General features: G+C 42.1%; 21 protein-coding genes. 7 read left to right on the top strand and 14 right to left on the bottom strand.

The annotated features are described in order from the left end of the window. Window positions 1–87 precede the first annotated feature (87 nt). Window positions 88–1,644, bottom strand: coding sequence for a methionine--tRNA ligase (gene metG / locus KO511_RS01990; protein ID WP_215985822.1), 1,557 nt, complete (start codon window positions 1,642–1,644; stop codon window positions 88–90). A gap of 41 nt (window positions 1,645–1,685) precedes the next feature. Between metG and KO511_RS01985 the strand changes: the two genes are divergently transcribed. Beyond that, window positions 1,686–1,850 (top strand): hypothetical protein, encoded by a 165-nt coding sequence (locus tag KO511_RS01985; protein ID WP_215985821.1) that lies wholly within the window; start codon window positions 1,686–1,688, stop codon window positions 1,848–1,850. Window positions 1,851–1,955: 105 nt separating this feature from the next. Here KO511_RS01985 and KO511_RS01980 read toward each other — a convergent pair whose 3' ends face one another. The 4 genes from KO511_RS01980 to minC form a co-directional block, all read right to left on the bottom strand. Then, a complete protein-coding gene (locus tag KO511_RS01980; protein WP_215985820.1) occupies window positions 1,956–2,396 on the bottom strand; it encodes a hypothetical protein in 441 nt (146 codons plus the stop codon). 427 nt (window positions 2,397–2,823) lie between these two features. Continuing rightward, a complete protein-coding gene (gene minE, locus KO511_RS01975) occupies window positions 2,824–3,087 on the bottom strand; it encodes a cell division topological specificity factor MinE (protein WP_152430021.1) in 264 nt (87 codons plus the stop codon). Further along, window positions 3,088–3,900 (bottom strand): septum site-determining protein MinD, encoded by an 813-nt coding sequence (minD, locus tag KO511_RS01970; protein WP_125320364.1) that lies wholly within the window; start codon window positions 3,898–3,900, stop codon window positions 3,088–3,090. Window positions 3,901–3,918: 18 nt separating this feature from the next. Continuing rightward, window positions 3,919–4,581 (bottom strand): septum site-determining protein MinC, encoded by a 663-nt coding sequence (gene minC, locus KO511_RS01965; RefSeq protein ID WP_215985819.1) that lies wholly within the window; start codon window positions 4,579–4,581, stop codon window positions 3,919–3,921. A gap of 161 nt (window positions 4,582–4,742) precedes the next feature. Here minC and KO511_RS01960 point away from each other — a divergent pair, with 161 nt between their 5' ends. The 4 genes from KO511_RS01960 (at window position 4,743) to KO511_RS01945 (ending at window position 8,463) form a co-directional block, all read left to right on the top strand. Continuing rightward, window positions 4,743–5,024 carry a YcgL domain-containing protein gene (locus tag KO511_RS01960; protein ID WP_215985818.1) on the top strand — a complete coding sequence of 94 codons (282 nt, stop codon included), beginning with the start codon at window positions 4,743–4,745 and terminating at the stop codon, window positions 5,022–5,024. Window positions 5,025–5,085: 61 nt separating this feature from the next. Further along, a complete protein-coding gene (locus KO511_RS01955) occupies window positions 5,086–6,057 on the top strand; it encodes a lytic murein transglycosylase (protein ID WP_215985817.1) in 972 nt (323 codons plus the stop codon). A 48-nt stretch (window positions 6,058–6,105) separates the two neighbouring features. Then, a complete protein-coding gene (locus KO511_RS01950; protein ID WP_215985816.1) occupies window positions 6,106–7,047 on the top strand; it encodes a LysR family transcriptional regulator in 942 nt (313 codons plus the stop codon). A gap of 216 nt (window positions 7,048–7,263) precedes the next feature. Beyond that, the gene (locus KO511_RS01945) at window positions 7,264–8,463 is read left to right on the top strand and encodes a NupC/NupG family nucleoside CNT transporter (RefSeq protein WP_215985815.1); all 1,200 of its coding nucleotides are present in this window, start codon (window positions 7,264–7,266) and stop codon (window positions 8,461–8,463) included. 35 nt (window positions 8,464–8,498) lie between these two features. Here KO511_RS01945 and KO511_RS01940 read toward each other — a convergent pair whose 3' ends face one another. Then, a complete protein-coding gene (locus KO511_RS01940; RefSeq protein WP_215985814.1) occupies window positions 8,499–8,747 on the bottom strand; it encodes a YkgJ family cysteine cluster protein in 249 nt (82 codons plus the stop codon). Between the two features lie 262 nt (window positions 8,748–9,009). On the opposite strand from KO511_RS01940, the gene KO511_RS01935 reads away from it, so the two are divergent. Continuing rightward, window positions 9,010–9,408 carry a DUF2850 domain-containing protein gene (locus tag KO511_RS01935; protein WP_215985813.1) on the top strand — a complete coding sequence of 133 codons (399 nt, stop codon included), beginning with the start codon at window positions 9,010–9,012 and terminating at the stop codon, window positions 9,406–9,408. A 90-nt stretch (window positions 9,409–9,498) separates the two neighbouring features. Then, complete coding sequence (locus KO511_RS01930) at window positions 9,499–9,939, top strand: YcgN family cysteine cluster protein (protein ID WP_215985812.1); 441 nt, start codon at window positions 9,499–9,501, stop codon at window positions 9,937–9,939. A 119-nt stretch (window positions 9,940–10,058) separates the two neighbouring features. On the opposite strand, the gene KO511_RS01925 is transcribed toward KO511_RS01930, so the two are convergent. From KO511_RS01925 to KO511_RS01890, 8 genes are all read right to left on the bottom strand, one after another. After that, the gene (locus tag KO511_RS01925) at window positions 10,059–10,511 is read right to left on the bottom strand and encodes a tyrosine-type recombinase/integrase (RefSeq protein ID WP_252724207.1); all 453 of its coding nucleotides are present in this window, start codon (window positions 10,509–10,511) and stop codon (window positions 10,059–10,061) included. A 123-nt stretch (window positions 10,512–10,634) separates the two neighbouring features. Next, window positions 10,635–12,572: an AAA family ATPase gene (locus KO511_RS01920; RefSeq protein WP_215985811.1), complete on the bottom strand. Its 1,938-nt coding sequence runs from the start codon at window positions 12,570–12,572 to the stop codon at window positions 10,635–10,637. Between the two features lie 247 nt (window positions 12,573–12,819). Continuing rightward, complete coding sequence (locus tag KO511_RS01915; protein WP_215985810.1) at window positions 12,820–14,406, bottom strand: DUF4041 domain-containing protein; 1,587 nt, start codon at window positions 14,404–14,406, stop codon at window positions 12,820–12,822. 504 nt (window positions 14,407–14,910) lie between these two features. Then, window positions 14,911–16,113, bottom strand: coding sequence for a type III PLP-dependent enzyme (locus KO511_RS01910; protein ID WP_215985809.1), 1,203 nt, complete (start codon window positions 16,111–16,113; stop codon window positions 14,911–14,913). Continuing rightward, window positions 16,106–17,953, bottom strand: a complete 1,848-nt coding sequence (locus tag KO511_RS01905; protein WP_215985808.1) for an IucA/IucC family protein — start codon at window positions 17,951–17,953, stop codon at window positions 16,106–16,108. Before KO511_RS01905 ends, KO511_RS01910 begins: the two co-directional genes overlap by 8 nt. Continuing rightward, entirely contained in the window at window positions 17,925–19,121 is a 1,197-nt protein-coding gene (locus tag KO511_RS01900) for an MFS transporter (RefSeq protein WP_215985807.1), read from the bottom strand. The genes KO511_RS01905 and KO511_RS01900 overlap by 29 nt, the downstream gene beginning before the upstream one ends. A gap of 6 nt (window positions 19,122–19,127) precedes the next feature. Beyond that, window positions 19,128–20,939: an IucA/IucC family protein gene (locus KO511_RS01895; protein ID WP_215985806.1), complete on the bottom strand. Its 1,812-nt coding sequence runs from the start codon at window positions 20,937–20,939 to the stop codon at window positions 19,128–19,130. Beyond that, on the bottom strand, window positions 20,936–22,147 hold the full coding sequence (locus KO511_RS01890) for an ATP-grasp domain-containing protein (RefSeq protein WP_215985805.1): 1,212 nt from the start codon (window positions 22,145–22,147) through the stop codon (window positions 20,936–20,938). The genes KO511_RS01895 and KO511_RS01890 overlap by 4 nt, the downstream gene beginning before the upstream one ends. Window positions 22,148–22,319 lie beyond the last annotated feature (172 nt).

Raw genomic sequence — 22,319 nt, 5'->3', positions numbered from 1 at the left:
GTGTGATCAATTAGGTTTTTGCTAGCACGAAAGCTAATTATCAGACATATCTAGCCCCAGTCGAAAGTCTGGGGCTTTATTTTTGTCCTAAATTTTTTGCCAATGGCTTTTGGCAGAAAGTGCTAATGCATCTTTTAAGATCAAGGCTTGATGCTCAAAGATAGATGATGAAGGGTTGCCTTTTTCTTCGATGATCGCCTGACAAAGGGTGGGGGTGATGGGCGAGAGTAACCAAACAACCTCGCGAACAATATTACTCACCACTAGGCAGGTTTGCTTCGCTTTAGCTTCAGGTTGATCTTTGTTAACCAGCCATGGTGCCCTTTGGTGAAAGAAACTATTTAGCTCCGTTAATACCGTGTTTATATCTTTGGTCACGCGGTGAAGATCACGCACTTGATAAGCTTTAATGATGCTTTCTAGCACAGGAGTTATTTTGTTGATGCAAGTAATGTTCTCTTCATCAAGTTGTGATAGCTCGGCGAGTTTTACTTCGCCAGCGAAGCTTTTCGTGATCAGTGTGTGGTTTCGTTTGACGAGATTGGCAAGATTATTGAGCAGATCGGCATTAATGGTTTGGGCAAACTCATCTAGGACTAAATTACCATCTCGATGCAGCGGCTTGTGACGTGTAAGTGCGTAGCGTAGCCCATCGCTGGTTAGTTTCTCAGAAAAGAGGCTGGGGTTCACCGTGGTGTCAGGGTTTGACTTAGAAATTTTCTCTCCGCCAATGGTCCACCAACCATGGACTATCAGTTTTTGCGGCAGGGGGATATCCAAAGCCAGCAAAAAAACAGGCCAATATACCGCATGAAAAAGCAGTATATCTTTACCAATCACATGTTGGGTATGAGCAAGCGCACTTTTGTCCGCGCCACTGCTCTGTATGGCGGAGAGGTAACTAAACAGAGCATCAATCCAAACGTATACAGTGTGGTTTGGATTACTCGGTACTTGGATTCCCCATTGATTATTAATGCGAGAAACAGATAAGTCGTCGAGCGGTGCTGATTTTAGTTGCTCGATTAGGGTTTGTTGATAATGCGGGGGCTCTAGGCAATTTTTATTTGATTGATAGTAATCAAGGAGTGCTTGGCGATATTTCTCTAGGCGAAATAGGTAGGTTTCTTCCTGACTGAAAATTACTTCGCGCTTATGGACTGGGCAATATGCTCCATCGAGAAGATCCTTTTCAGGATAAAACTGTTCGCACGCGATGCAGTAGTGTCCAGAATAGTGCCCAAGATAGATATCTCCTTGCTGCTCAAGCTGCTGCCAAATACGCTGGATGTTTAGTTTGTGCTGTGTATCTGTAGTGCGTACAAAAGCATCTGGTTCAATAGCAAGCTTTGGCCATAACTCTTGAAAACTTTGTGAAAGCGTATCGACAAAATCTTGCGCTGGAAGATGATTTGACTGAGCTGCTGAGGAAATTTTTTGGCCATGTTCGTCAGTGCCTGTGATGAGTTTGCAGCCGATATCCGTCTGTGCAAGGCGCTCATATCGACAAAAAATATCAGCGATAATGCCAGTGTAGGCGTGTCCTAAATGTGGTTCGCCGTTGGCGTAAAATATCGGGGTGGTAATAAACTCTGTTTTTGAAGATTTAGATAAATTTAGGTTAAAGCGGTGATTAATATTCATTGGCCGATCTCCTTGTTTTTCAATTCTAAGGTTGAAAAGAGATGCCAGTTGCAATTAGGTTACATCACCCTCCCAACCGTGTATTAGGGAATGGTGTTGCAGTGGTGGATAAATTTAGAACACGCAGACCATCCCTCGCAGCATTCGCTGTGAAGGCATGTACATCATCATGCTTGTGGTTAAAGCACGGTAAGTGGCTGGAGTAGTTTTTGTATTCATGGCTCTAGGCTAACAGACTTGTTAACCGTGGGCAATAGACGGTTTGGCTGTTTAGCCCCATACTGTATGCGAGTGTGGGGCTAATTCACTGATTAACTGTTTCCATCTCCTAGGTAGCTTTTTTCGACGCCTTTAGGAAGACGGCTTGGCTCAATAGATCGAGCTGGTTGATTACGATTAAAGTCGATTCTATCTAATTGACGGCTGTTTACTTTGAACGCGGAGATATTTTGCGCTTTCTGATGTTTGGGCCCAATTGAACTTAAGTCTAGTTTTATTCTAATTGCTTGTTCCTTTAAGATCGATAGTTCTTCATCTAAGCGATAGGATGGAATTTGTTTATGGGGGCCAACTCTTTTGTTGTCTTTGATAACGTATTTAGCCTCTGCGTTAAATGCCTTCATGTCCTTATTTAACTGTTTAACGGCGCGGATCTCGTTTGCTAGCTGACTTTCACCTAGTTTATCTGCCGCTGTTGCTGATGCTTGTAGCATGTCACTTCTATGGGCTCGAAAGTTATTAATAAAATTCATTTCTACATTTCTCTATTGCTGATTTCAATGAAGCTCATTATCCATTTCGCCCAGCCAAGGTCATGAGACTAATTGAGAAGTTTTGTGTGAATTTGTGTGCTAATTTTTAACTATATAAATAACAGCGAGTTAGGGTTTAAAGAAAGAAAATTGAGACAACTGAATCGTTTTTTACTAGCTGCTCCTAGCCTATGTTTTGTTTTCGCTGAACGCGATTTTTCCCCGTAAGAACATTAGCTTTATTCTTAACCACAAGTATGAAAATAATGATGCTAAGGATCGCTTTAGCTGAAAACTTTGGAAAAATTATTGGAATATTAAGTGTCCAAGACGAGTGAAGGTTTAGATAAATATTAAAGCTACAAACGGTTTTTAGCTACATTGTCCGCTGGACCAAAGGGTTAGCACAGATGCTAACCCTAGATGTCTATTTTTCGTCTTCTGGAAGCTTGACGTTGAGCTCTAAGACGGAAATATCATCGTCTTTATGCTCAAAAGATAAGTCGACCATAGATGGGTCAACGGCAACGTACTTTGCAATGACTTTTAGAATGTCTTCTTTGAGTTGCGGCAGGTAGGATGGCGCAGGATCGCCCTGACTACGGCGCTCTGCAACAATAATCTGCAAGCGCTCTTTAGCTAAGTTGGCAGAAGTTTTCTTTTGTGGTCGGAAAAATTCAAGTAATGACATTTAGCCTCCAAATAGTCGCTTGAAGATGCCTTTCTTCTGCTCGGTTAAAAAGCGGAAGTCTACCTGAGAGCCTAATAGGCGCTCTACAGCATCATCATAGGCCATACCAGCGTCTGTCTCATTATCGAATATCACAGGTACACCTTTGTTAGAGGCGTTGAGAACCGCTTGGCTTTCTGGAATGACGCCGAGAAGTGAAATATGTAGAATCTCCTCAACGTCTTCGACACTTAACATCTCTCCTTGTGTTACTCGCGTTGGATTATAGCGAGTCAATAAAAGGTGCTGCCGAACGGGCTCTAACCCTTCTTCAGAGCGACGAGATTTAGAATCAAGAATACCAAGAATACGGTCTGAGTCTCGCACTGAAGAGACTTCAGGATTGGTGGTAACTATGGCCTCATCTGCAAAGTAGAGTGCCATTAAAGCGCCTTGCTCTATACCTGCTGGTGAGTCACAGATGATAAAATCAAAACCCATTTCATCAAGTTCATCAAATACTCGGCGAACACCTTCTTGAGTTAATGCATCTTTATCACGGGTCTGAGAGGCGGGTAAGATAAACAAATTGCTAGTTCGTTTATCTTTTATCAGTGCCTGATTTAGCGTTGCTTCGCCGTTAATTACATTGACGAAATCATAAACTACACGGCGTTCACAGCCCATAATCAAATCAAGATTTCGTAAGCCGATATCAAAATCGATGACGGCCGTTTTCTTTCCTTTTAGTGCTAGGCCTGAAGCAATCGCGGCACTTGATGTCGTTTTACCGACACCACCTTTACCTGACGTGACAACAATAATGCGTGCCATTATTTGTTCCTTATTTTCTTAAAAGGTCAACAACTCGAATTTAAGCGAGTCGTTTTCTAAACTGAACATAACTTTCTGCTGCCAATACTCTTCAGCAAATTGCTCCGTTAGCCAGTAATGCCCTGCAATGGACATCAGTTCGGCGTTAAGTTTTTCGCAGATGATGACAGCACCAATGTTACCACTAGCTCCTGCAATTGCGCGGCCGCGCAGAGTGCCATGAATATGTATAGAGCCATCAGCTATGACTTCTGCCCCTTCGCTGACGTGGCTTAGAACGACTAAGTCGCTGTCTTTTGCAAAAATTTGCTGGCCTGAACGTACAGGCGTGCGGATGACTTTGGTTGGAGCCATAGCCGCCGGTGCTTGAGATGGTGATTTACTGGCAGACATAATAGCGAAGTCAGCGTCTGATGCGAAGTTTTGCGTGCGTTTGTCACGACAGCCCGTGATCCCAACTGGAATCATCCCTGCTTGGGCGATACCATTTCTTAGTCGCGAAAAATCAATGTCACCCGCTACTTTTGAAATATTGATGACAACAGGAGCCTGAGCAAAGAAAGCCGGAGCTTGTTCGACTTTTTCGCTGAGAAACTGAATCGTATTTTCAACATGGTTATCAGAAAGGTGTAAAACTGATAAAGTAAAGCTACTGCCTTTCAGATCAGGTGAATTCGACATTTTGTTTGGGGACCTCGTAAAGGCTTTGCCTGCGATTAGGGGTATCATGTTATATTCCCGCAATAAGCACAGCAAGATCTCTTGTGCTCAATTGAGCGTTTTGCTCTCAAAATTAGCGAAACATTGACGTTATATTAATTCAAATAGACAAAAGGCTTCCCATGCTTTGTGCAATTTACAAAAGTTCCAAAAAAGAAGGCGCATATTTATATCTACCCAAAAAGGGTGATTTTTCACAAGTTCCTGACACACTGATGCAAATGTTTGGCAAACCTAGCATAGTGATGATGGTGAATTTGGACGGACGAGAGTTGTCTCAAGTTGATATAGATAAAGTGACTCAGTCTCTTAAAGAGGATGGTTTTTTTCTTCAATTACCACCGCCGCCAAAAAATCTGTTAGATGAATATAAACAACAAAAAGCACGCCAGCAATCAGACTAACTTCTCTCATCTATAATAGGGAAGTTGTCAGTGAATCATAATGTTGCTCAAGGAGGGCAATGTGAAGAAATTATTGTCAGTCATACTAGGTGCGACGATTGCGAGCTCTGTTTGGGCCAATGACCAGAGCTTTGAACAATATGTCGAAGGATTAAAAAACGAAGCACGCAATAAAGGTATCTCTGAGCAAACGATCAGTGCTGCTTTTGCCAATGTAGCTTATAAACCACGTGCAGTAACCGCTGACCGAAACCAACCAGAGAAACGACTAACTTTGGATGAATATATTCCCAAGGCGGTACCAGACTGGAAAGTGAAACAGGCGAAAGAACTGTATGCCAAGCATAAGAAAGCGCTTGAACGTGTCGGTGAACAATATGGTGTACAACCACGTTTTATTGTTGCTCTGTGGGGAATTGAAAGTAACTTTGGCACCTTTACAGGCAATTACAGTGTAATCGATGCGCTGTCCACCATGGCTTATGACGGCCGCCGAGAGGCGTTTTTCCGCAAAGAAACCATGGCCGCACTGACTATTTTAGATGAAGGGCATATTAAACCTGAAAATATGAAAGGGTCTTGGGCTGGTGCCATGGGTCAGTGCCAGTTTATGCCGAGTTCTTTCCTTTCCTTCGCGGCCGATGGAAGTGGGGATGGGAAGAAAGATATTTGGGATAGCGAAGCGGATGTGTTTGCTTCAGCAGCCAATTACTTGAGTCAATCAGGGTGGATAAATTCACGTACTTGGGGACGACAAGTTAAATTACCGAGAGGATTTGACACTAGCATCCAGGGGCGTGGTGAAGACCAAGGCAAGTACCTACATGAGTGGAATGAACTTGGTGTTACTCGCTATGATGGCCGTCCGTTGCCTAAATTAGATAAAGATATAAAGGCGTGGTTGATTGCACCAGATGATGCCAACGGGCGAGTGTATTTGGTTTACAATAACTACAATGTTTTGATGAAATGGAATCGTTCCTATTACTTTGCGCTGGCAGTGAGCCATCTAGCGGATAGAATTGTTCTTTAGGTATTAACAAGGAGCTCTTAAGAGCTCCTTTTAGTTTATGGAGATGGTGTGCTAGCAGATCGTGCCGCGCAAATGGTGGTGTTTGCCACTCTAATTAAGCATAAAAATTTTACTCAAGCTGCAAAAAGCCTCGGTGTTTCCGTATCTCATGTGAGTAAGCAATTGGCATTGCTTGAAGACGGGTTAGGAATAAAGCTTGTTCAACGAACAACTCGCACGTTTACTCCTACTGCGGAGGGGGAGCAGTTTTTTCAGCATTGCCAAAAAGTGGTGCAAACAGTGACGGATGCGCAGCAGGAAGTGGAAGTTCAAAAAGATGAAGTCGCGGGTTTGATTAGAATTGGTTTATCTCAGTCTTTTGCGACACTTCATATCCTGCCGACTATTGATGAACTGCGAGTTCAACATCCCAATTTACAAGTTGAATTGCACTTATTCGATAACCGGATAGATATGCTACAGGATGGATTGGATCTTTGGATTACCAACAACGAGATGTTGCCCGAAGGCTATGTGGCACAACGGCTCGCTGATAGTCAGTTCGTTGTTGCGGCTTCACCTGAGTATTTAATTAATCACGCTAGTCCTTTACATCCTAACGATCTTGCTGATCATAACTGTATTATTTATCGAAGTTGGGAGCGAGATTATACTCGATGGGCTTTCTCTAAGTTGGATGAGCAGTTAACTGTTAAGGTGTCAGGTAATTATTCAGTCGATTTAGCCGGAGCGGTGCGCGATGCTGCGGTAGCTGGCTGGGGCGTTGCCTATCTTGCCACTTATCTTATCGGTGATGAGTTTAAACAGGGTAAGCTTATCCAACTTCTTCCTGATTGGAACCCAAATCAAAATATGCCGTTTTATGCTGTTTATCCCAGTCGACGTTATCTATCGCCTAAGATCATTGCTGTGATTGAATTTATTAAAAATAAGATTGGTCTACCCTGCTATTGGGATGAAAAGTTAGCTCCTTATATTCATCGTAAATAGAGCCCATGTTGTTTCCATATGAATAAACATATTTTCAATATGGAAAATAACCCCATGGCGCAAACGTTTATCTTTTTATAAAACAGATGGTTAAAAAAGTATTCATCCACACTGCTATTATTGAAAAACGGGGTGTTAACATCTTAGATTTGCATCTTATGCCCAAGTCAATATTATCCGGCGCCATTCTTTGCGCTTTAATCATCGGATACTTTAATGAACTCGATCCTAGGAATCCTAGCCATCTTTGCTATAGCTTGGCTGCTGTCTACTGATAGAAAAAATATAAATTTTAGAACGGTATCATTAGCCTTTGTGCTGCAAGTCACTTTTGCTTTGCTGGTTCTTTATGTACCAGCTGGTAAAGAAGTACTGAATAGTGTTACAGAAGCTGTTTCTAATTTAATTAACTATGGACAAGAAGGCATAGCATTTTTATTTGGTGGACTGGCAACAGGTGGTTTTATATTTGCGATTAACGTTTTGTGCATCATTATATTTTTCTCTGCATTGATTTCAGGCCTCTACCACATTGGTTTAATGCCTAAAGTGATCAATTTAATTGGTGGAGGGTTGCAAAAACTTTTATCTACGGGCCGTGCAGAGTCTCTTTCAGCCACAGCCAATATTTTTGTGGGTATGATTGAAGCCCCCTTGGTTGTAAAGCCATATCTTCGTCATATGTCAGATTCTCAATTTTTTGCAGTTATGACTGGCGGGCTTGCTTCTGTTGCTGGTGGTACTCTTGTCGGATACGCTTCATTGGGCGTGGATCTGAACTTCTTGATTGCAGCTGCGTTTATGTCAGCTCCAGCTGGCTTGTTGATGGCAAAAATTTTAGTGCCTGAAACTCAGCAAGTGAACGCAGATTTGGAGCTTGAGAATGTTGAATTACCTCGTGCAACCAATGTGGTGGAGGCGATGGCAGATGGTGCTATGTCTGGGCTTAGAATTGCGGTTGCCGTGGGTGCTACTTTGCTCGCGTTTGTCAGTGTGATTGCAATGTTGAACGGTATTTTGGGCTGGGTTGGCGATCTAATGGGCATGGAGCTTAGCTTCGAACTTATTTTAGGTTACCTGTTTGCACCTATCGCTTGGCTGCTAGGAATCCCTTGGCATGAGGCAATTACTGTTGGTGCTTTGATAGGAACCAAAGTAGTAGTGAATGAATTTGTAGCATTTATTCAGTTAATGGAAGTGCAAAGTCAACTTAGTGAGCACTCACAAGCTATTGTTATTTTTGCTTTGTGTGGTTTTGCGAACATATCAACAATGGCAATGCTAATAGGTGGTTTGGGGAGCTTAGTGCCTGAGCGTCGCAGTTTTATTTCAAAATACGGTTTTAAGGCGATTGCAGCAGGTGTATTGGCTAACTTAATGAGCGCAGCTGTTGCTGGTGTAATATTCGGATTATAAGAAATGAAAAAGCCGCTTATAAATAAGCGGCTTAATTATGTTAGCTTTTCAAGCTGGGTAATATTGTTGATAGCTTCTTGGTTAGTTGTACCACAAACAACAGGGCAAGGCTTAAATTCATGGCAAACTTTAGGCCGTTCTGGTCGACCGAATAAGTTACACAAGTTATCTTTATTGAGCTGAATACAGCGAATTCCGGCAGGCTTGCCATTGGGCATACCCGGTATAGGGGATGAAATACTTGGAGCAATACAACAAGCCCCGCAACCTAATCGGCAATCCATATCAGTTATCCTCGATTGATTCGAAGACGCAGTCTAGCAAAAAGTAGCAATCGAAGCAGTAAAGTGTGTTTAAAACACACTTTTAAAATTTAATTCTGATAGCCAACAAGTCGCATTAATCCCCTAAGGCAAAAACTTCAGAAATAATTTCAATTCCCTCACTATTAATATTTTTGTTATTTATGCCATTGTTCCACTAGACTTAGTGGTTAGGGGAGCGCCAGTAGCGTTTAAATAAGGCAGAAGTCGGGACAGAAGTACGATGAGCAGTAGTAACTTTTGGACAAAACCTTTAGGCATCGTCGTAATGGTTTTAGGATTATGTGGCGTTGTTATGATTGGTATTGGGGTATACTCGGTTGTTGATCACCAAAGTAAGATCGCTCGCAAAGAGTTACTAGGAACTTGGCGTGAAGCGAATGTCGCGAGCTATTCTGCAAATAGGCTTCAGGTCGCCAACGAGGGTGTTTATTGGAATGGTGATCTTATCAGCACCCATTTCTCTTTTGACGGTGCAAAGCTTGAGTTTAAACACGGTAATAAGAGACAAGAGTATTACCTCGATCGCTTAAAAGGTACTTTGGTTCACATCAATGGCAACTACAAAGCTCAGTATTTAAAGCAAGGGTATCACGGTCAATATACCCAAGGGCGCAATTGACGATTAACTGACATTTTTACCTTCAAGCTTGCACTTTATCTGCCATAACGGTATAAAGCCCTCCCTTTATCCAATATCTAAATAATGTTTATGAGCCTGCCATTTTGGGAAAGTAAATCTCTCGAGCAAATGACCGAACAAGAGTGGGAAGCACTTTGTGACGGTTGCGGTAAGTGTTGCCTGCATAAACTCATGGATGAAGATACAGAAGAAATTTATTATACCAATGTGGCATGCAGTTGGTTAAACAGTAAAACGTGTTCGTGTAAAGATTACCCTAACCGTTTCTCATCAGGTGAAGAGTGCACTAAACTCACTCGTGATGATATCGATGACTTCACTTGGTTGCCTCATACTTGCGCATACCGCCTTCTAGCAGAAAAACAGCCTCTTCCAGAGTGGCACCCACTCATTACTGGCTCCAAATCCGCCATGCACGCTGCCGGAGAAAGCGTCCGTAGCAAAGTGGTATACGAAATTGATGTGGTAAACTGGGAAGACCACATTTTGAACCACCCTAACAGAGACTAGGCGCAGCAAGGAATATCAAGGCTTTGCTTGTGGTCACTTCATCAATAATCATCAATATTTATCTATATTATGAAAATTTGTGGACATAATGTGGACATTACATTGTCCACATTAGCCACTTATTTGAGGTTAGCTAAAGGGTTTTTCGTGACCACATCTTCTAGGTGATCGGGGGCTAGGTGAGCGTATCGCATGGTCTGTTTTATGTCACTGTGACCAAGGATTCGTTGTAGGGCGATAATGTTACCACCGTTCATCATGTAATAAGACGCAAAGGTGTGGCGCAGAACGTGGGCGGCTTGCTGCTTTAGTCGTGGAACATTGCGCACGATAAATCGGTAAACCGTCGAATAGCCAATGTTGAACAATGGGCCTGAACCCTCTTTGTAAATCACATCATAAAGTTCTGGGCTGATCGGTACCGAGCGTTTCTTTTTGCCTTTCGTCTGCGTGAACGTGACTTTTTGATAAAGCGGATCGACTATTGCCAAACCAATAACTTTTAATTTGTTATAGGTGTATTTTGAATGGGCTAATGACTGGCTGGGGCGTTCCTGCCATAAATCAATCATATCCAGTAGGCTGCGAGTTTGGCTTTTTCACCTAACCACGGTTTGCCATCCGTTTCTTTTAGAACAAACTTTTCATAAGCCATCGCTTTTTATCGTCTGTATTGATTTTTCTTACACTCACGCCTAACCGTTAGCCTCTTCTATATGCTTCCAGATCTTTTCGCATAGCACACTAAGCTCTGGAGTCAGGCTCCACTCAAATTCACTGTCGTTCATTATTTTGACAGCTTCATGGCAAAATTTGACTTTATCTTTAATGGTGCCAGTAGAACTTTTGGACGTCTCTTCGAAAAAAGTATGAGTATTGTCTTTTGATTTAGTAATACACTTGGTCTCTATTTTTTTACCGATGCCGATTGTTTTATTATATATATCCTTTTGATTTAACTTTGATACATCCAGAGAGCAGCCATCGATTCTGCTGTTTTGAAACGTTTCCCATCTATTTTCTACGGTTTTTCGTATGACCTCGATTGGAATGTAGTTCTCTATTTCTTTATATTCTAGTTGCTGAAAGCTGTTGCCTAATGCTTCTGTAAGATCTTTTTGTCGGTCTCCTTTCCATGAAATATCGCCATCAGCAACCAAAAATATTTTTTGACTTAATGTTGTTGCAATACTTTTTTGATCTTGCGACGTATCCTCTACAAATGACCAATGGGTTATATTGGAGCCTTGGTATTCTACAAATGTGTAGTGAAGGTTTTCTAGGTAGCTAGTTAATTTATCGACTTTTTCTGTATCGTCCAACTCTCTTAAATATTTATTCATAAAAGAGCGTAAGTATAACTTGTCAGTTACACCTTCCAGCCAAATACTGCAGTTGGCTAATAGTACAGAGGAAGCACGAACGTCAAGGTCTTCTAGAACTTGTGAATACTTATTTAGGGGTAAAATTTTAGACTCTTCTTTATCTTCGTTTCGAGTCTGGTAGACTCGTTGTATTGATATATCATCACGTTCCATTGCAATATCTATTAGATGATTAGAGTGTGATGTCAAAAAGTAGATATGTTCTGGATGTAAAGTTAGTGCCTTGATTAAAACTCTCTGCATACCTGCATGTAGATGTTGTTCAGGCTCCTCTATATAGAAAAATGTTGGATATTTCGTTGTGAATATCTTATAAGTAAGAATGATAATTGATTGTATACCATCACCTAAGTCATAAATTGGACGTTCTTCTGAATTTCCTAGTTTAAAGTGAACTACATCACTCTTAACGCGTGGTATTAAAGAAATAGGCTCGCCTCTAAAAAAAACATCTGAAAGAAAATCCTCATATTCTCTGACACTAATTCTTTGTTCATAACTTCCTAATAATGAATTTTTTAGATCTTCATAAAAACTTTCCCCAGTAAAAATTCTGCTCTGAAAATCTGTCTCTTCTTTAGACTGCTCTCTTACTCCTCTGGTTGTTTTTTGTTCTTTGAAATAATCAGTAATAGTGCGTTCTAAACATGGGTTACGACTTGTAGAAAGAGGTCGTAACCCCCTTAAAAGAGGTATGTATATTGATTTTTGGCTGGGGTCCAAAATGCTTGGAAAGGAAGGTAATTCTCCGGATATTCTTTTGATTAAACCGTCAATTAGTGGGTTTTGTTCTTGTGTTGAGTGCCTTCTTGAAAATGCATTTATGTCCATTAATTGTAATGTACTACTCAATGCACTTTTGGTAGTGATCTGAATTCTTTCATAGCCACATAGACGACTATTTGTTTTAAATTCTCTAACAAGTTTTTCTTTAAACTCATCAATAGTACCAGGTAAGGTTTTAAGATTAAGAGAACTATATAATTTATGTTTATCTAACAATGATATTAAATACTCAGGATAGCTCGTAGCTGTCAATTTATCTGATTCATAGATTGATAGAGTACTGCTAAACATTAAGCGTAGCAGTCTACTCTTTCCTGAATTATTGGCACCAATGAAAATATTGATAGGTTTTAGATTTGAAAGTTCCCAATCTTTATCATCTCCAGTAACAAATCCTGATTTAACGAAATCGGGAACATGAAGACGATTTATAGCCTCACCAAGTAATAATGATTTGCTCATACTTCTGATATACCCTCAAATATCATATTGTTATAACATCGGAATCAGCTTCAGCCCTGCATCTCACCATCAAATAAGTGGTCTAGGTTAAACCTGTCACGCCACTGGAACTGCTCTTTTTTTGAAAGATTGTAGCGCCTAATAAAAGCAACCCAATTGATAGGATCATTTAAGTGTTTTAACTAGTTCATTGATGCCAATAATTTCGATGAATTTTAGTAACATTGCTAATTACCCATGCTTTTCTCTATGCCACCGCCTCAGATAGCTGTTCTTTTGCTATTGCGATACTCTCACGATATTCAGAGGCCTCTGCTTTAAGAGTCCAATGGACGTCTGAAACGCCTTGTTGCTCAACTGCCCGTTTGATTTCCGCAATAGTAGTTCTAAAGAATTCTTTTCTAGGATTTACTTTGTTTACAGAATTTAAATCAAACTTCCTGTGAAGCTCTTTTTCCAATGTTGGAGCATCTTCACTATAAATCATTGCGTGCACGTCAAAAGAGAAGGGTACGGAAGCATCTCCAAGTTCTTTCACTCGATCCATTGGCTCCAATCGACGCGTCATGCCTATTTTGAATACTTTCTCGCCAAAGCTGCCAATGTTACTGATAACGTAAACATGTCCTCGACGAGTTTGCTGAGCCATAGATAAAGCTCTCTGACCTTTGTCTTCGGCTTCTTTTAGTTTTTCTTCTAGTTCAGCGAGCTGTGTTTCAAATTGAGATCTTTGCTCATCATTTGCAGCTGCTAACTCAGAGCGTGCCTTTTCAAGAGCTTTTTGGAGCATATGTTCTTCTTTTTCTGCTTCCTTACGGGCTTTTTCCATCTCTCGGATAGCACGTTCTTCTTCACGAATTTGTGCTTTGATTTCAGCTTGCTCTTCTCTCTCAATCTTCTTGAGTTCAAATGTTGCGACGGCCCATTTCAATTCGTTTAGTCTAGCGTCCAAATATTCTTGGTTGATACGTGCATTTCTGAAAGGATTCCCGTTATGGTTTACCAAAGCAAAAGCGTCAATGACTTCTTGTTTTATCTTCCCATAGTTATCATGCTTCACTTTTGATAAGGCACTATCAACTTTTCCGTTAAAGGCATCAACGGCAAAATGGATTGCATAGGTTTTTCTGTGGAGCTCTGCGTAGTCACATGCACCTGCATATCCATTTTTCACCATTTCTCGAACTCTTTTTCTAGCTGCTTTTAGTTCGTCACCTGCTTCTTTATGGCCAAATTCATCTGCTAAGTCATCTAATACAGAGTGATTAGGAATGATGTAGTCGTCTTTGTACCCATCAATAGTATTGCGCATTGCACGGATAGCTTTGTCATATGAATCAGCCTTGGCCTTAGCTTCATACGCGTCTCCAGCAATTTCCCTAGCTTGAGCATCTGCAAAGCTGATAATTTTAGATGCTTCTTCACGTGCCTCATTCTTTATTGTTTCCGCCTTTTCTTTTGAGTCTTTTACTCGCTGGGAAGCTTCCAAACGGAGCTGTTTGGCATCATCTCGGATTTCGTCAGCTTCTAGCCCTGCTTCTGATAGAAGCTTTAGTGACTGCTCTCGTTTGGCTGCTGCATCTTCTTCTATATCATCTAGTAACTTAGCCGCGTAGTTTTCGGTATCTAAAATAGGAGAGTATTTTTCAACTAACTCATTTCGTTCGATTTCGACATTAGCAAGTTTTTCGTAAGTCTGTTTTAGCTCTAGACTGGATTGGGTTAGTTTATCTTCGAAAGCTTTTTTTCTCTTTTTACCTAATACTAAATTTATGATGAGTATTAGTAAGGGTAAAAAGAAAATCGCAATGCCAATTAACGCACCTATATTCATATATTTAGCTCCTAACCAACAAACTGAGTGCTAAATTGTAACCGAATTCACTAGTTAGTATATGGGCAAGCGTGCATATTAATGTGTATGTGTGAGCTATGACTAGGTGCGAATGGTTTTTATATTGTCAGTGCCCACGTCCAAGCACAACAGTTAGAGGTGAAGATAGAGTCCACTAGATATAAATTGCTCGAACTTTTTTAATACAACTTCGAGACAGAATTCCTAACTTGATCGAAATGGTTGAAAACTGGAGATTTAAATCAGTTTTTTCTAAATATGTGTATCTTCTTTTGATGCTGATAAGTACCTGAAATTTTAAGTGGCTGATATTTAATAGTAAAAATCAGTCACAGAATAAGACCATATTTTGAATCATCCTAATAGGGACTAGGTGTAGCAAGGCGCATCAAGATATATTCAGGCGATGATAAACATGAGTTTGTCACCGCCTTTCTTTTTGTCCTGTGTCCGTCTATCTCTTTTGAGTGTATTCACCCAAATTTAGAAGTAATGAAACAGGGGAGGTTCGTGCATTAAAAAGTTTTGGTGGGAGATGTTCCAAGCGTAAGCGCCTGCCAAAGTGAACACCACATAATCCCCGATGTCGATGCGCTCTATGACTTGATTGCGCGCGAGGACATCTTTAGGCGTACACAGCTGACCGACCAAAGTCGCTGTCGTGTGGCCGATTGGGTTCGAAATCGGTGGGCGCTGCTGATTGTTTAGAATCACAAAAGGATGGTCATGGCTTTGGGCAGCGGGTGTGCGAAAATGGTGGGTACCGCCACGAGCGATGACAAAGTTTTCACCAAGGTTTTGTTTAATATCCAGTACTTCCATTACGTAGTAACCGCAAGGCGCCGAGATATAACGTCCGCACTCGAAACGCAATACCCAATTTTGCATTTGTTCTTTGGCAATCAAAAATTCGAGTTTGTCGCAGAACTCGCTCCACGGAAAATGCTGCTGAGGGTCTTGGTAATTGATGCCCATACCGCCACCGAGGTTGATGGTGAGCTCATCGAGTGAGTATTTCTGTTTCCAACCTTTTACAACTTGAAAATACCGTCCCATCAAAGCTAAGTGACGGCTCACATCCAACTGATGCGACATTAAGTGGAAGTGAAAGCCTTTTAATTGGATTAATGGATAATCACGCAACAACATGATGGCGTTATCTAGCTCGGCTTCATCTAAACCAAATGGTGTTGGTTTGCCTCCCATGGCCAATTTGCTGAGCGTGATATCACCAATGTCGATGTTCATGCGCAGAAAAATAGACGCGCTTTGGTTTAGTTTCTGAGTTAAGGCACCAATACGTTGTAATTCGGTGATACTTTCCACATGAATCGCATCCACATCCAGTTTAATCGCTTGTTCTAATTCGCTCACCATTTTGCCAGGGCCACCAAAGATCAGAGGCTTGTTAAGTAATTGTTGGTGAAGATGATTTAACTCACCGCCAGATGCAGCTTCAAACCCGTCAACATAAGGTGCTAGAGTACGTAATATCGGTTCAGAAGGATTCGCTTTGGCCGCATAAAACAACTCAACGTTTTTGGGCAGTACGTGACGCATACCTTTGATGTGATTTTCAAGTGCTTTAAGGTCATAGAGATAAGCACACAGTGGTTGTTCCTGTTGCTTGGCCAGTTGCTTTATTTCTTGTTCAATGTATGAAGGAAGTTGCAAAGAATTAATCATGGCTTTCACCTTCGTTTCGAGTCGTCCATGGTGCTAACACTTGGGTATAGCTCGACTCTTTGTCAGCGTTTTGCATCAATCGAGTGGTAAAATTGTTTTTACTTGGGAAATATCCGCCATCGAGCAGTGCTTCTAATTCTGGTTGCTTGCCGTTGATCGACTGCCAGCATATGATGGCGTCTCTCAAAATACTCCACAATGCCTGCTCAAGTTTTGAGTTACCTTCACAAATAAAGAATACTGCCTCACTTATGTTATTGATAAAAGTACAATAACCAATGCGATTCCACCCTTGATCGCGGCTGTAATAAACCGATTGTAGAGCACGTTCAGATAATTGGTTTAAGGAGTCTGCAGGCCAAAACTCAGAAAGCAATTTTGTGCCTTCTAAGTCACGAATCCAAACACAGCAAGGCATGCCTTTGTCAAATCCAATGAGTGTATTTTGTAAATGCGGTTCAAACGCCACACCGTGTTTAAAGTAATAATTAAATACGCCCGGAATTAAGCAGTGCAAGTAGCGTTCGAACCATAGTGTTGCGACATCCTCGTATTGGCTTTGGTTTCCCTTTGCTTTTTGTTTTAACTCAGTGGCGATGCAACTATTACCATCTCGGTCGTAGGCAAAAAGCGCTCCGGCTAAAGTCGGCTCCAAGATATCCGTTTCACTTTGAGTGAAGTTTTCACGGTACAAAATACCGAATGATTCTCGAGCTTTTATTACATCGTCATGTTCTAGCCCTGCGATGGATTCTAGATTTAGCGTGGTTGCGTAAGGTTCAGTCATGACCTTAAACACAGGATTGCGCAGTTGCTCACTCTCTTTTATCGAGCGCAAAATCGAGGTCAACTGAACCGCACTGTCGAGTTCATACCACGCATTTTTGCGCACACAGTTGGTTAAACGCACATTGATAGAAAATTTCGCAAACCAGTCCATATCAGGATGGTAAAGCGTACGCACTGAAGACGTTGGCAGGAGTTTTTCACCGCCTAAACCTAGAGGAGTAATTTTACCTTGTTCAATCGCACGTTTGACGGCGGGGTTTTGTAAAATGGTATAGCTTTCCCATGGGTGGCATGGATAAAGCACTGTCGATTCGGCATGACATTTTTCAGGAGCGAGTTTGTCCAGCATTGTCTGTGGAGTTTTGCGCTTATCTGACTGCAATACGTCAAGCAGTGAGCTTTCTACTTCAAACCAGTACAAAGGGACTTGTGCGCCAACTTCTGGTGAGCAAATGAGCAAGTCATCGATACTGACGCCGGAGCGGCTCTTTGGCGTTGGGTGGAAAGAGTGCCCCCAAATCAATGATTGCTCTGAGGCGATAAATTGATTGTGATGCTGGTGGGTAGGCTCCGAGTTGAGGAATTGTTCAGTAATCAACAAACTGTTTTCCATTTGCTCAATCAGATCGTGATTAAATGGGATCACTAATGCTTGTGTTAGGTATTGTAGAAGCAGAGTCAGAGTTTGGGTTGCGTCCAATTTAGACCATCCTGTCCCTGATGTTTTAGACCAAGGTCTGTCAGACAGCTTTACCTTGCCTAATTGGCTTATGTATTCCACGGGTAATACCAGTAGTTCGCCTTCATTAAGACAGATCGCCAAGAGCTGACTTGGGCTATAGCTTCTTTTCAATGTCTGTGGAAGTGAGAACGAGCTAAAGCCCCACTTGACCTGCTTATTTGGTATGGCGTATTCACGCAGATAACAATTTACGACGCTCATAATAGTATTGAGCTGGGCTTTCTCATGATTGAGCTGAGTTTTTTTATGACCTAATAGGCCTATATTCTGTGTTAAGTTCTCAGTTGGAGATGGTTGTGTGTGTAACATGTCGATGTCCAAATTTTGAATGGATGAGCAGCGCTATCGCAGTGCAAGCGCTGACCAGACTAGAAAGTAAGAAAAGAACCTCAAGCCAACCCAAACTCGAGATAAAAGAAGCGCTTAACCCGGCTGCAACTCCGCCCCATTTAGACATTGCATCAAAGCGTGAGAATATCTTACCGCTTTGTTGCCTGTCGATTTGGTCTGCTAAAGCTTTATGTAATCCTTGATAGCAACAGACCATGCCCAATCCAAATAGAATACGAGCGATGATCAACACCTCTTGGTAAGGCATGATGTGCATCAGAGTACCTAGCGAGAGCAAACCAAAACCAAGCAGCAAAGTATTGAGTTTATGATGACGATTGAGCCACTCAGATAAACTCTGTGCTTTGCCAGTAAAAACTAAATAGACACCATGTGGAAGAGCATACAGAAAGCCGACCCATGCTTGATTTGTCACCCCGTACTGCTGCACGAAAAGCGAGAAATAGGGGAAGGTAACAACCATTGCAAACGCAAAGCAAAACTGCGCCACGAACACCCAATACAGAGAGCGTAATGAAGCGTTTTTGTTATCTTGTTGCTGACCTTTTTCTTGGCCTAGGGCATTAGGCTTAGCGATAGTATCTGCCGGTAATGTCAAAGTAATTGCCATGGCAATTAAAGGCAGAACAGATAGCCAAAGGTATGCGCTGAGCGGGCTAGTTTCTGACAAACTCCATCCCAGCCCAATTGGTGCGATGATCAGCGCCAAGCGAGCAGAGAGTTGAGTCTTATTAAGAGAGGCTCCGAGAGTTTTTGCATCTTTAATCTGGCTAGACAAATAGCTATTAGAAGCCGCCATTGTGCCGCCAAAGGTTCCTTGAATAATAAGACCAAACACAAACATTGCTAGATTGTCTGCCAAGCCACAAAGAGCAAACCCTGCTGCGAGTCCAAGCTGAGCACGCAATAGAGAGCGTCGCCTGCCATATTTATCGGCAAACTGCCCCCAAAATCGTGCAGCCAAAGCCGTGCAAAAGGTAGGCAGAATAAATAGGGCACCTGCCCAATTTGCGTCAATGTGTGCGCCAAGGGTGGGTAATACCATTGGCAAGAACAAAGGCATTCCTAATGCTGAAAATGCCGCAATAAAGTGGCAAAGCAGTACGCAATATATGAGTTTGGTCATGATGGATTAGCTCACGCTTTCCTTTATGGTCTCTAAGTAAGCTTTTTGTGCTTTTTCACTAGTAAGCAGCAAGAAGTTAGGCGCGGATAATCCATAGAACTTGTTTATATCGCTAGCGCCCGACGCTTGTTTGGATAACAAGCTGCCAGAGCTTAATAAGTACTTGGCGTACAAGTATGGCGACTCAAACAGTATCTCTTTAGCAAGCTTGATGTTGTGGCCCTGACTACTAAGCTGCTCAAGCTGTTGGGAAAGGCTATCAGCGACTACCTTGTAGAGGGAAGCCGAGCTTGCAATGCCTTTAGCGGCCATCGCTTCGATAATAGCGGCAATGTCGAGCTGTAATGTAATCGTGGTGAACATCTGACCAAGCGCCAGTTCATTGTCGACCTTGATACGTTGATCCAAAAGCTGCTCGCACTTTACAGGAGAGGCTTGCTCATAGGCTTTAAATCGCTCTGGCCAAATGCGCGCTGCGTCATTGTCTTTCATGGCTAAAGTCATCTTACCTTGGTCATTAAAAGCAATGATGGCGTTCTGTTGGTTAGACTCCAACGCAATGCCATAGCGAATCCATAAAGTAAGATGAACCTTAGATAACAGCTCAACATAATCTTTGAACCAAGCTAAGGTGTCTTGCTTATAATATTGGTGCGCGAGGTGCTCTAAGAACAGGCGTCCATCCGGCATTGGACTTGCGAGCGCGGCAACAGGGACAAGGGCTTTGTCTGTTGAATGATTGAGCGGGTATTCTCGCACTATGTAGGCGAAACTTTTTTCCTCGCCAACATGCCCACCATGTTTTTCATTGCAGTGAAAAAGCGAGCCTTGCAAATCATTATCGCTTTGCTCTAGATGAGTGAGTAAACGTTCAAACCAGTGTCCATCATAAATCGTCGATGGCTTGATAAGGCGAATGTTTTTTGTCCCCAATGAGCGCATGATGAGCGGCACCTTAATGTGAATATGTGGCGCTTCATTCACCACCACGGTGCGCACGGATAACGTTGGGGTAACCTCAAGGTATGAATTTGGCGCAGCTATGATGCTTTCTGGCAAAGACTCTAGGCTTTGCAGTGTTAAAGGGTGAGCTGGAAACAGCTCATGGCTTAAAGCAAAGTCGCTTGGAAGGCCAACTTGCTCCATGGTCGGCCAGCATCCTGGCTGAGAACTTGTTAGGCTGACGAGTGACTTGTCAATGGCGAGCCAGCGCAAAGAAAAAGTTTGGGCAAACTCTGGTGCGTATTGCGCAAGATCTTCATCATTTAGACCGAATTTAGCCCGAGCGGTCGGATAGTAGGGATGGTCAAGGTAAGAGGCAATTTGGTCGGCGAGCAGTAATTTCTGACCCCAGTTATCTAATTGGGAAATTGGCTGCATCAAAGACTCAGAGTGCTGCGTGAAAGCATCATCACACAGAGTCTTGTGTTGCTGAGCGCATTCAAGCTCTTGTAAGTAATTATCGAGTAATGAATGGGAGCTTTCGTGAGCACAGGCTTTGAGCAAAGCAATCCAATCTTGATAGTGGTATTGATGCTCTATTTGACCACTTTTTTCGATAATCCATCCTTTGCCATCTTCCCCAGCAGGAGAGCTATATACCCAGCGCTGCATGTAATAGCTGGCTGTGACGGGTAAGTAGAGAGTAAAATCCGAACTATCGAATATTGCCCATACCTGGTCTACAGAGTGAGTTGCGGTATTGACCCCTTTAGGGATCTGCGTCATAAACTTGCTTTGCGAAACTATGCCAAATAAATCTTCTCTTAGGCAGGTATCAATAAGGCGCTGAGTTAAGTAAGAAGCATTGTTGTTCATGCGGTTACCTCGCTCGCTGCTTTTAGATCAAATTGAGAAATGGTTTTTTGCAGTGTCGGTTCTAGGTTTTCGCCAGACGGTGAAACGACGGAAATTCTTGCCAAATAATCTTTATTAGAGAAGCTTTGTATAAAGTTTTCCCCCACTTTTTTTAGCACTTGCTGCTGGATGACAATATCGTCTTCGCGCTCAAGAAAAGATGTGGAGGTGCCTTCAATTATGCCGCTTTGGTCTGCTACCACGTAATGGACATTTGCACTACCATTCATCAGAAATTCACTGTCTAACTCTTTTCCTAGATGAAGGTTTAATATGGTGCTGAACCAATTCCCTTGGGTGAGATTATCAAGTAAAAACTCTTTACCGTCGCCAACACTTCGATAATTGATTTCAACCAATACAGGGCCTGATTCTGTGATGATGAACTCGCTATGACAAACCCCCAAACCTACACCAAACTCCTGCAGCTGTCTGACGCACTCGTTTCTAAATTCAACACTAAGAGGGCCATTCCATGTTGCTGCTGTCTCAATAAAGAATGGCGGTTCGGCGAGTTCAACATCAAACCCACCAAGAGCCGTGATACTTTTTCCGTCGCCCAGAGTCTCGACCGAGATCACCGTACCCTCAAGAAAAGCCTCTACTAGGATTGGGTTAGTCGGGTGTTTTTGCCAGAAATGCTCACAATAACTTTCAAGTTCGCTTTGGGAGTTACAACGCTGAACGTCAATGCTCGCGACCCCTTCTTTTGGCTTTGCAACGACTGGGAAGGGAAAATCTAACGCAGGTGCTCTACCTGAATATAACAATTGACTTGCAACATTTGGTAACAGTTTTTCATTCAGCACTTGGCGGGTTAGATATTTGTTCTTCGCTTTTAGCGTCACCTTCCAGTCTTTGGCGGGTACGCCAAAAAATTGCGCGCAGATTGCCGTAGAGGTTTGTAAGTGATCGCTGTTACTGAAAATAGCATTTGGCTGTAGCTCTTGGTTCGCGATGGTCTCGATAAGCTCTAGCGGATTAAATACGTCACATTCAAGGATTTCATCAGGGCTAAATACTTGGTCATCTTCACTAAACTTTAGGTGCTTGAGCTTGTGATCTGTGATCAAAATGACCTCAAGACCCATCGCTTTTGCTGTCGGTACGAAGCCATGAGTAACGGCGTCATTTACGACGTGAGTCACGATAATAATCGTAGATTTCATGGGGGGTTCCTAAATTTTAAAACGTTGTTGTCGTCTGCTCACGACTAGCTTTCAAATGGTCTCTTTCGAGCCTAAAGGAAAGAGAGTTTTATAATTTATTGTTTTATTGATTGTTTTGTGTGCTTTTAGGCACTGTTCGTCACTATAGATAAAAAAATAAATATTGCAAATA

Source organism: Vibrio hepatarius (genome assembly GCF_018860525.1).
GTDB classification, from domain to species: Bacteria; Pseudomonadota; Gammaproteobacteria; order Enterobacterales; family Vibrionaceae; genus Vibrio; species Vibrio hepatarius_B.
The sequence above is the reverse complement of the archived record's forward strand: the minus strand, read 5'-3'. Positions and strand labels throughout refer to the sequence as shown.

Bases quoted from the DNA above. Each gene is read 5' to 3' on its own strand.
- KO511_RS01985 (WP_215985821.1), top strand. From the start codon at position 1,686: ATGCCAGTTGCAATTAGGTTACATCACCCTCCCAACCGTGTATTAGGG.
- metG (WP_215985822.1), bottom strand. From the start codon at position 1,644: ATGAATATTAATCACCGCTTTAACCTAAATTTATCTAAATCTTCAAAA.
- KO511_RS01925 (WP_252724207.1), bottom strand. From the start codon at position 10,511: ATGATTGATTTATGGCAGGAACGCCCCAGCCAGTCATTAGCCCATTCA.
- KO511_RS01900 (WP_215985807.1), bottom strand. From the start codon at position 19,121: ATGACCAAACTCATATATTGCGTACTGCTTTGCCACTTTATTGCGGCA.
- KO511_RS01920 (WP_215985811.1), bottom strand. From the start codon at position 12,572: ATGAGCAAATCATTATTACTTGGTGAGGCTATAAATCGTCTTCATGTT.
- minC (WP_215985819.1), bottom strand. From the start codon at position 4,581: ATGTCGAATTCACCTGATCTGAAAGGCAGTAGCTTTACTTTATCAGTT.
- KO511_RS01935 (WP_215985813.1), top strand. From the start codon at position 9,010: ATGAGCAGTAGTAACTTTTGGACAAAACCTTTAGGCATCGTCGTAATG.
- KO511_RS01940 (WP_215985814.1), bottom strand. From the start codon at position 8,747: ATGGATTGCCGATTAGGTTGCGGGGCTTGTTGTATTGCTCCAAGTATT.
- minD (WP_125320364.1), bottom strand. From the start codon at position 3,900: ATGGCACGCATTATTGTTGTCACGTCAGGTAAAGGTGGTGTCGGTAAA.
- KO511_RS01980 (WP_215985820.1), bottom strand. From the start codon at position 2,396: ATGAATTTTATTAATAACTTTCGAGCCCATAGAAGTGACATGCTACAA.
- KO511_RS01915 (WP_215985810.1), bottom strand. From the start codon at position 14,406: ATGAATATAGGTGCGTTAATTGGCATTGCGATTTTCTTTTTACCCTTA.
- KO511_RS01945 (WP_215985815.1), top strand. From the start codon at position 7,264: ATGAACTCGATCCTAGGAATCCTAGCCATCTTTGCTATAGCTTGGCTG.
- KO511_RS01890 (WP_215985805.1), bottom strand. From the start codon at position 22,147: ATGAAATCTACGATTATTATCGTGACTCACGTCGTAAATGACGCCGTT.
- KO511_RS01910 (WP_215985809.1), bottom strand. From the start codon at position 16,113: ATGATTAATTCTTTGCAACTTCCTTCATACATTGAACAAGAAATAAAG.
- KO511_RS01895 (WP_215985806.1), bottom strand. From the start codon at position 20,939: ATGAACAACAATGCTTCTTACTTAACTCAGCGCCTTATTGATACCTGC.
- KO511_RS01905 (WP_215985808.1), bottom strand. From the start codon at position 17,953: ATGTTACACACACAACCATCTCCAACTGAGAACTTAACACAGAATATA.
- KO511_RS01960 (WP_215985818.1), top strand. From the start codon at position 4,743: ATGCTTTGTGCAATTTACAAAAGTTCCAAAAAAGAAGGCGCATATTTA.
- minE (WP_152430021.1), bottom strand. From the start codon at position 3,087: ATGTCATTACTTGAATTTTTCCGACCACAAAAGAAAACTTCTGCCAAC.
- KO511_RS01930 (WP_215985812.1), top strand. From the start codon at position 9,499: ATGAGCCTGCCATTTTGGGAAAGTAAATCTCTCGAGCAAATGACCGAA.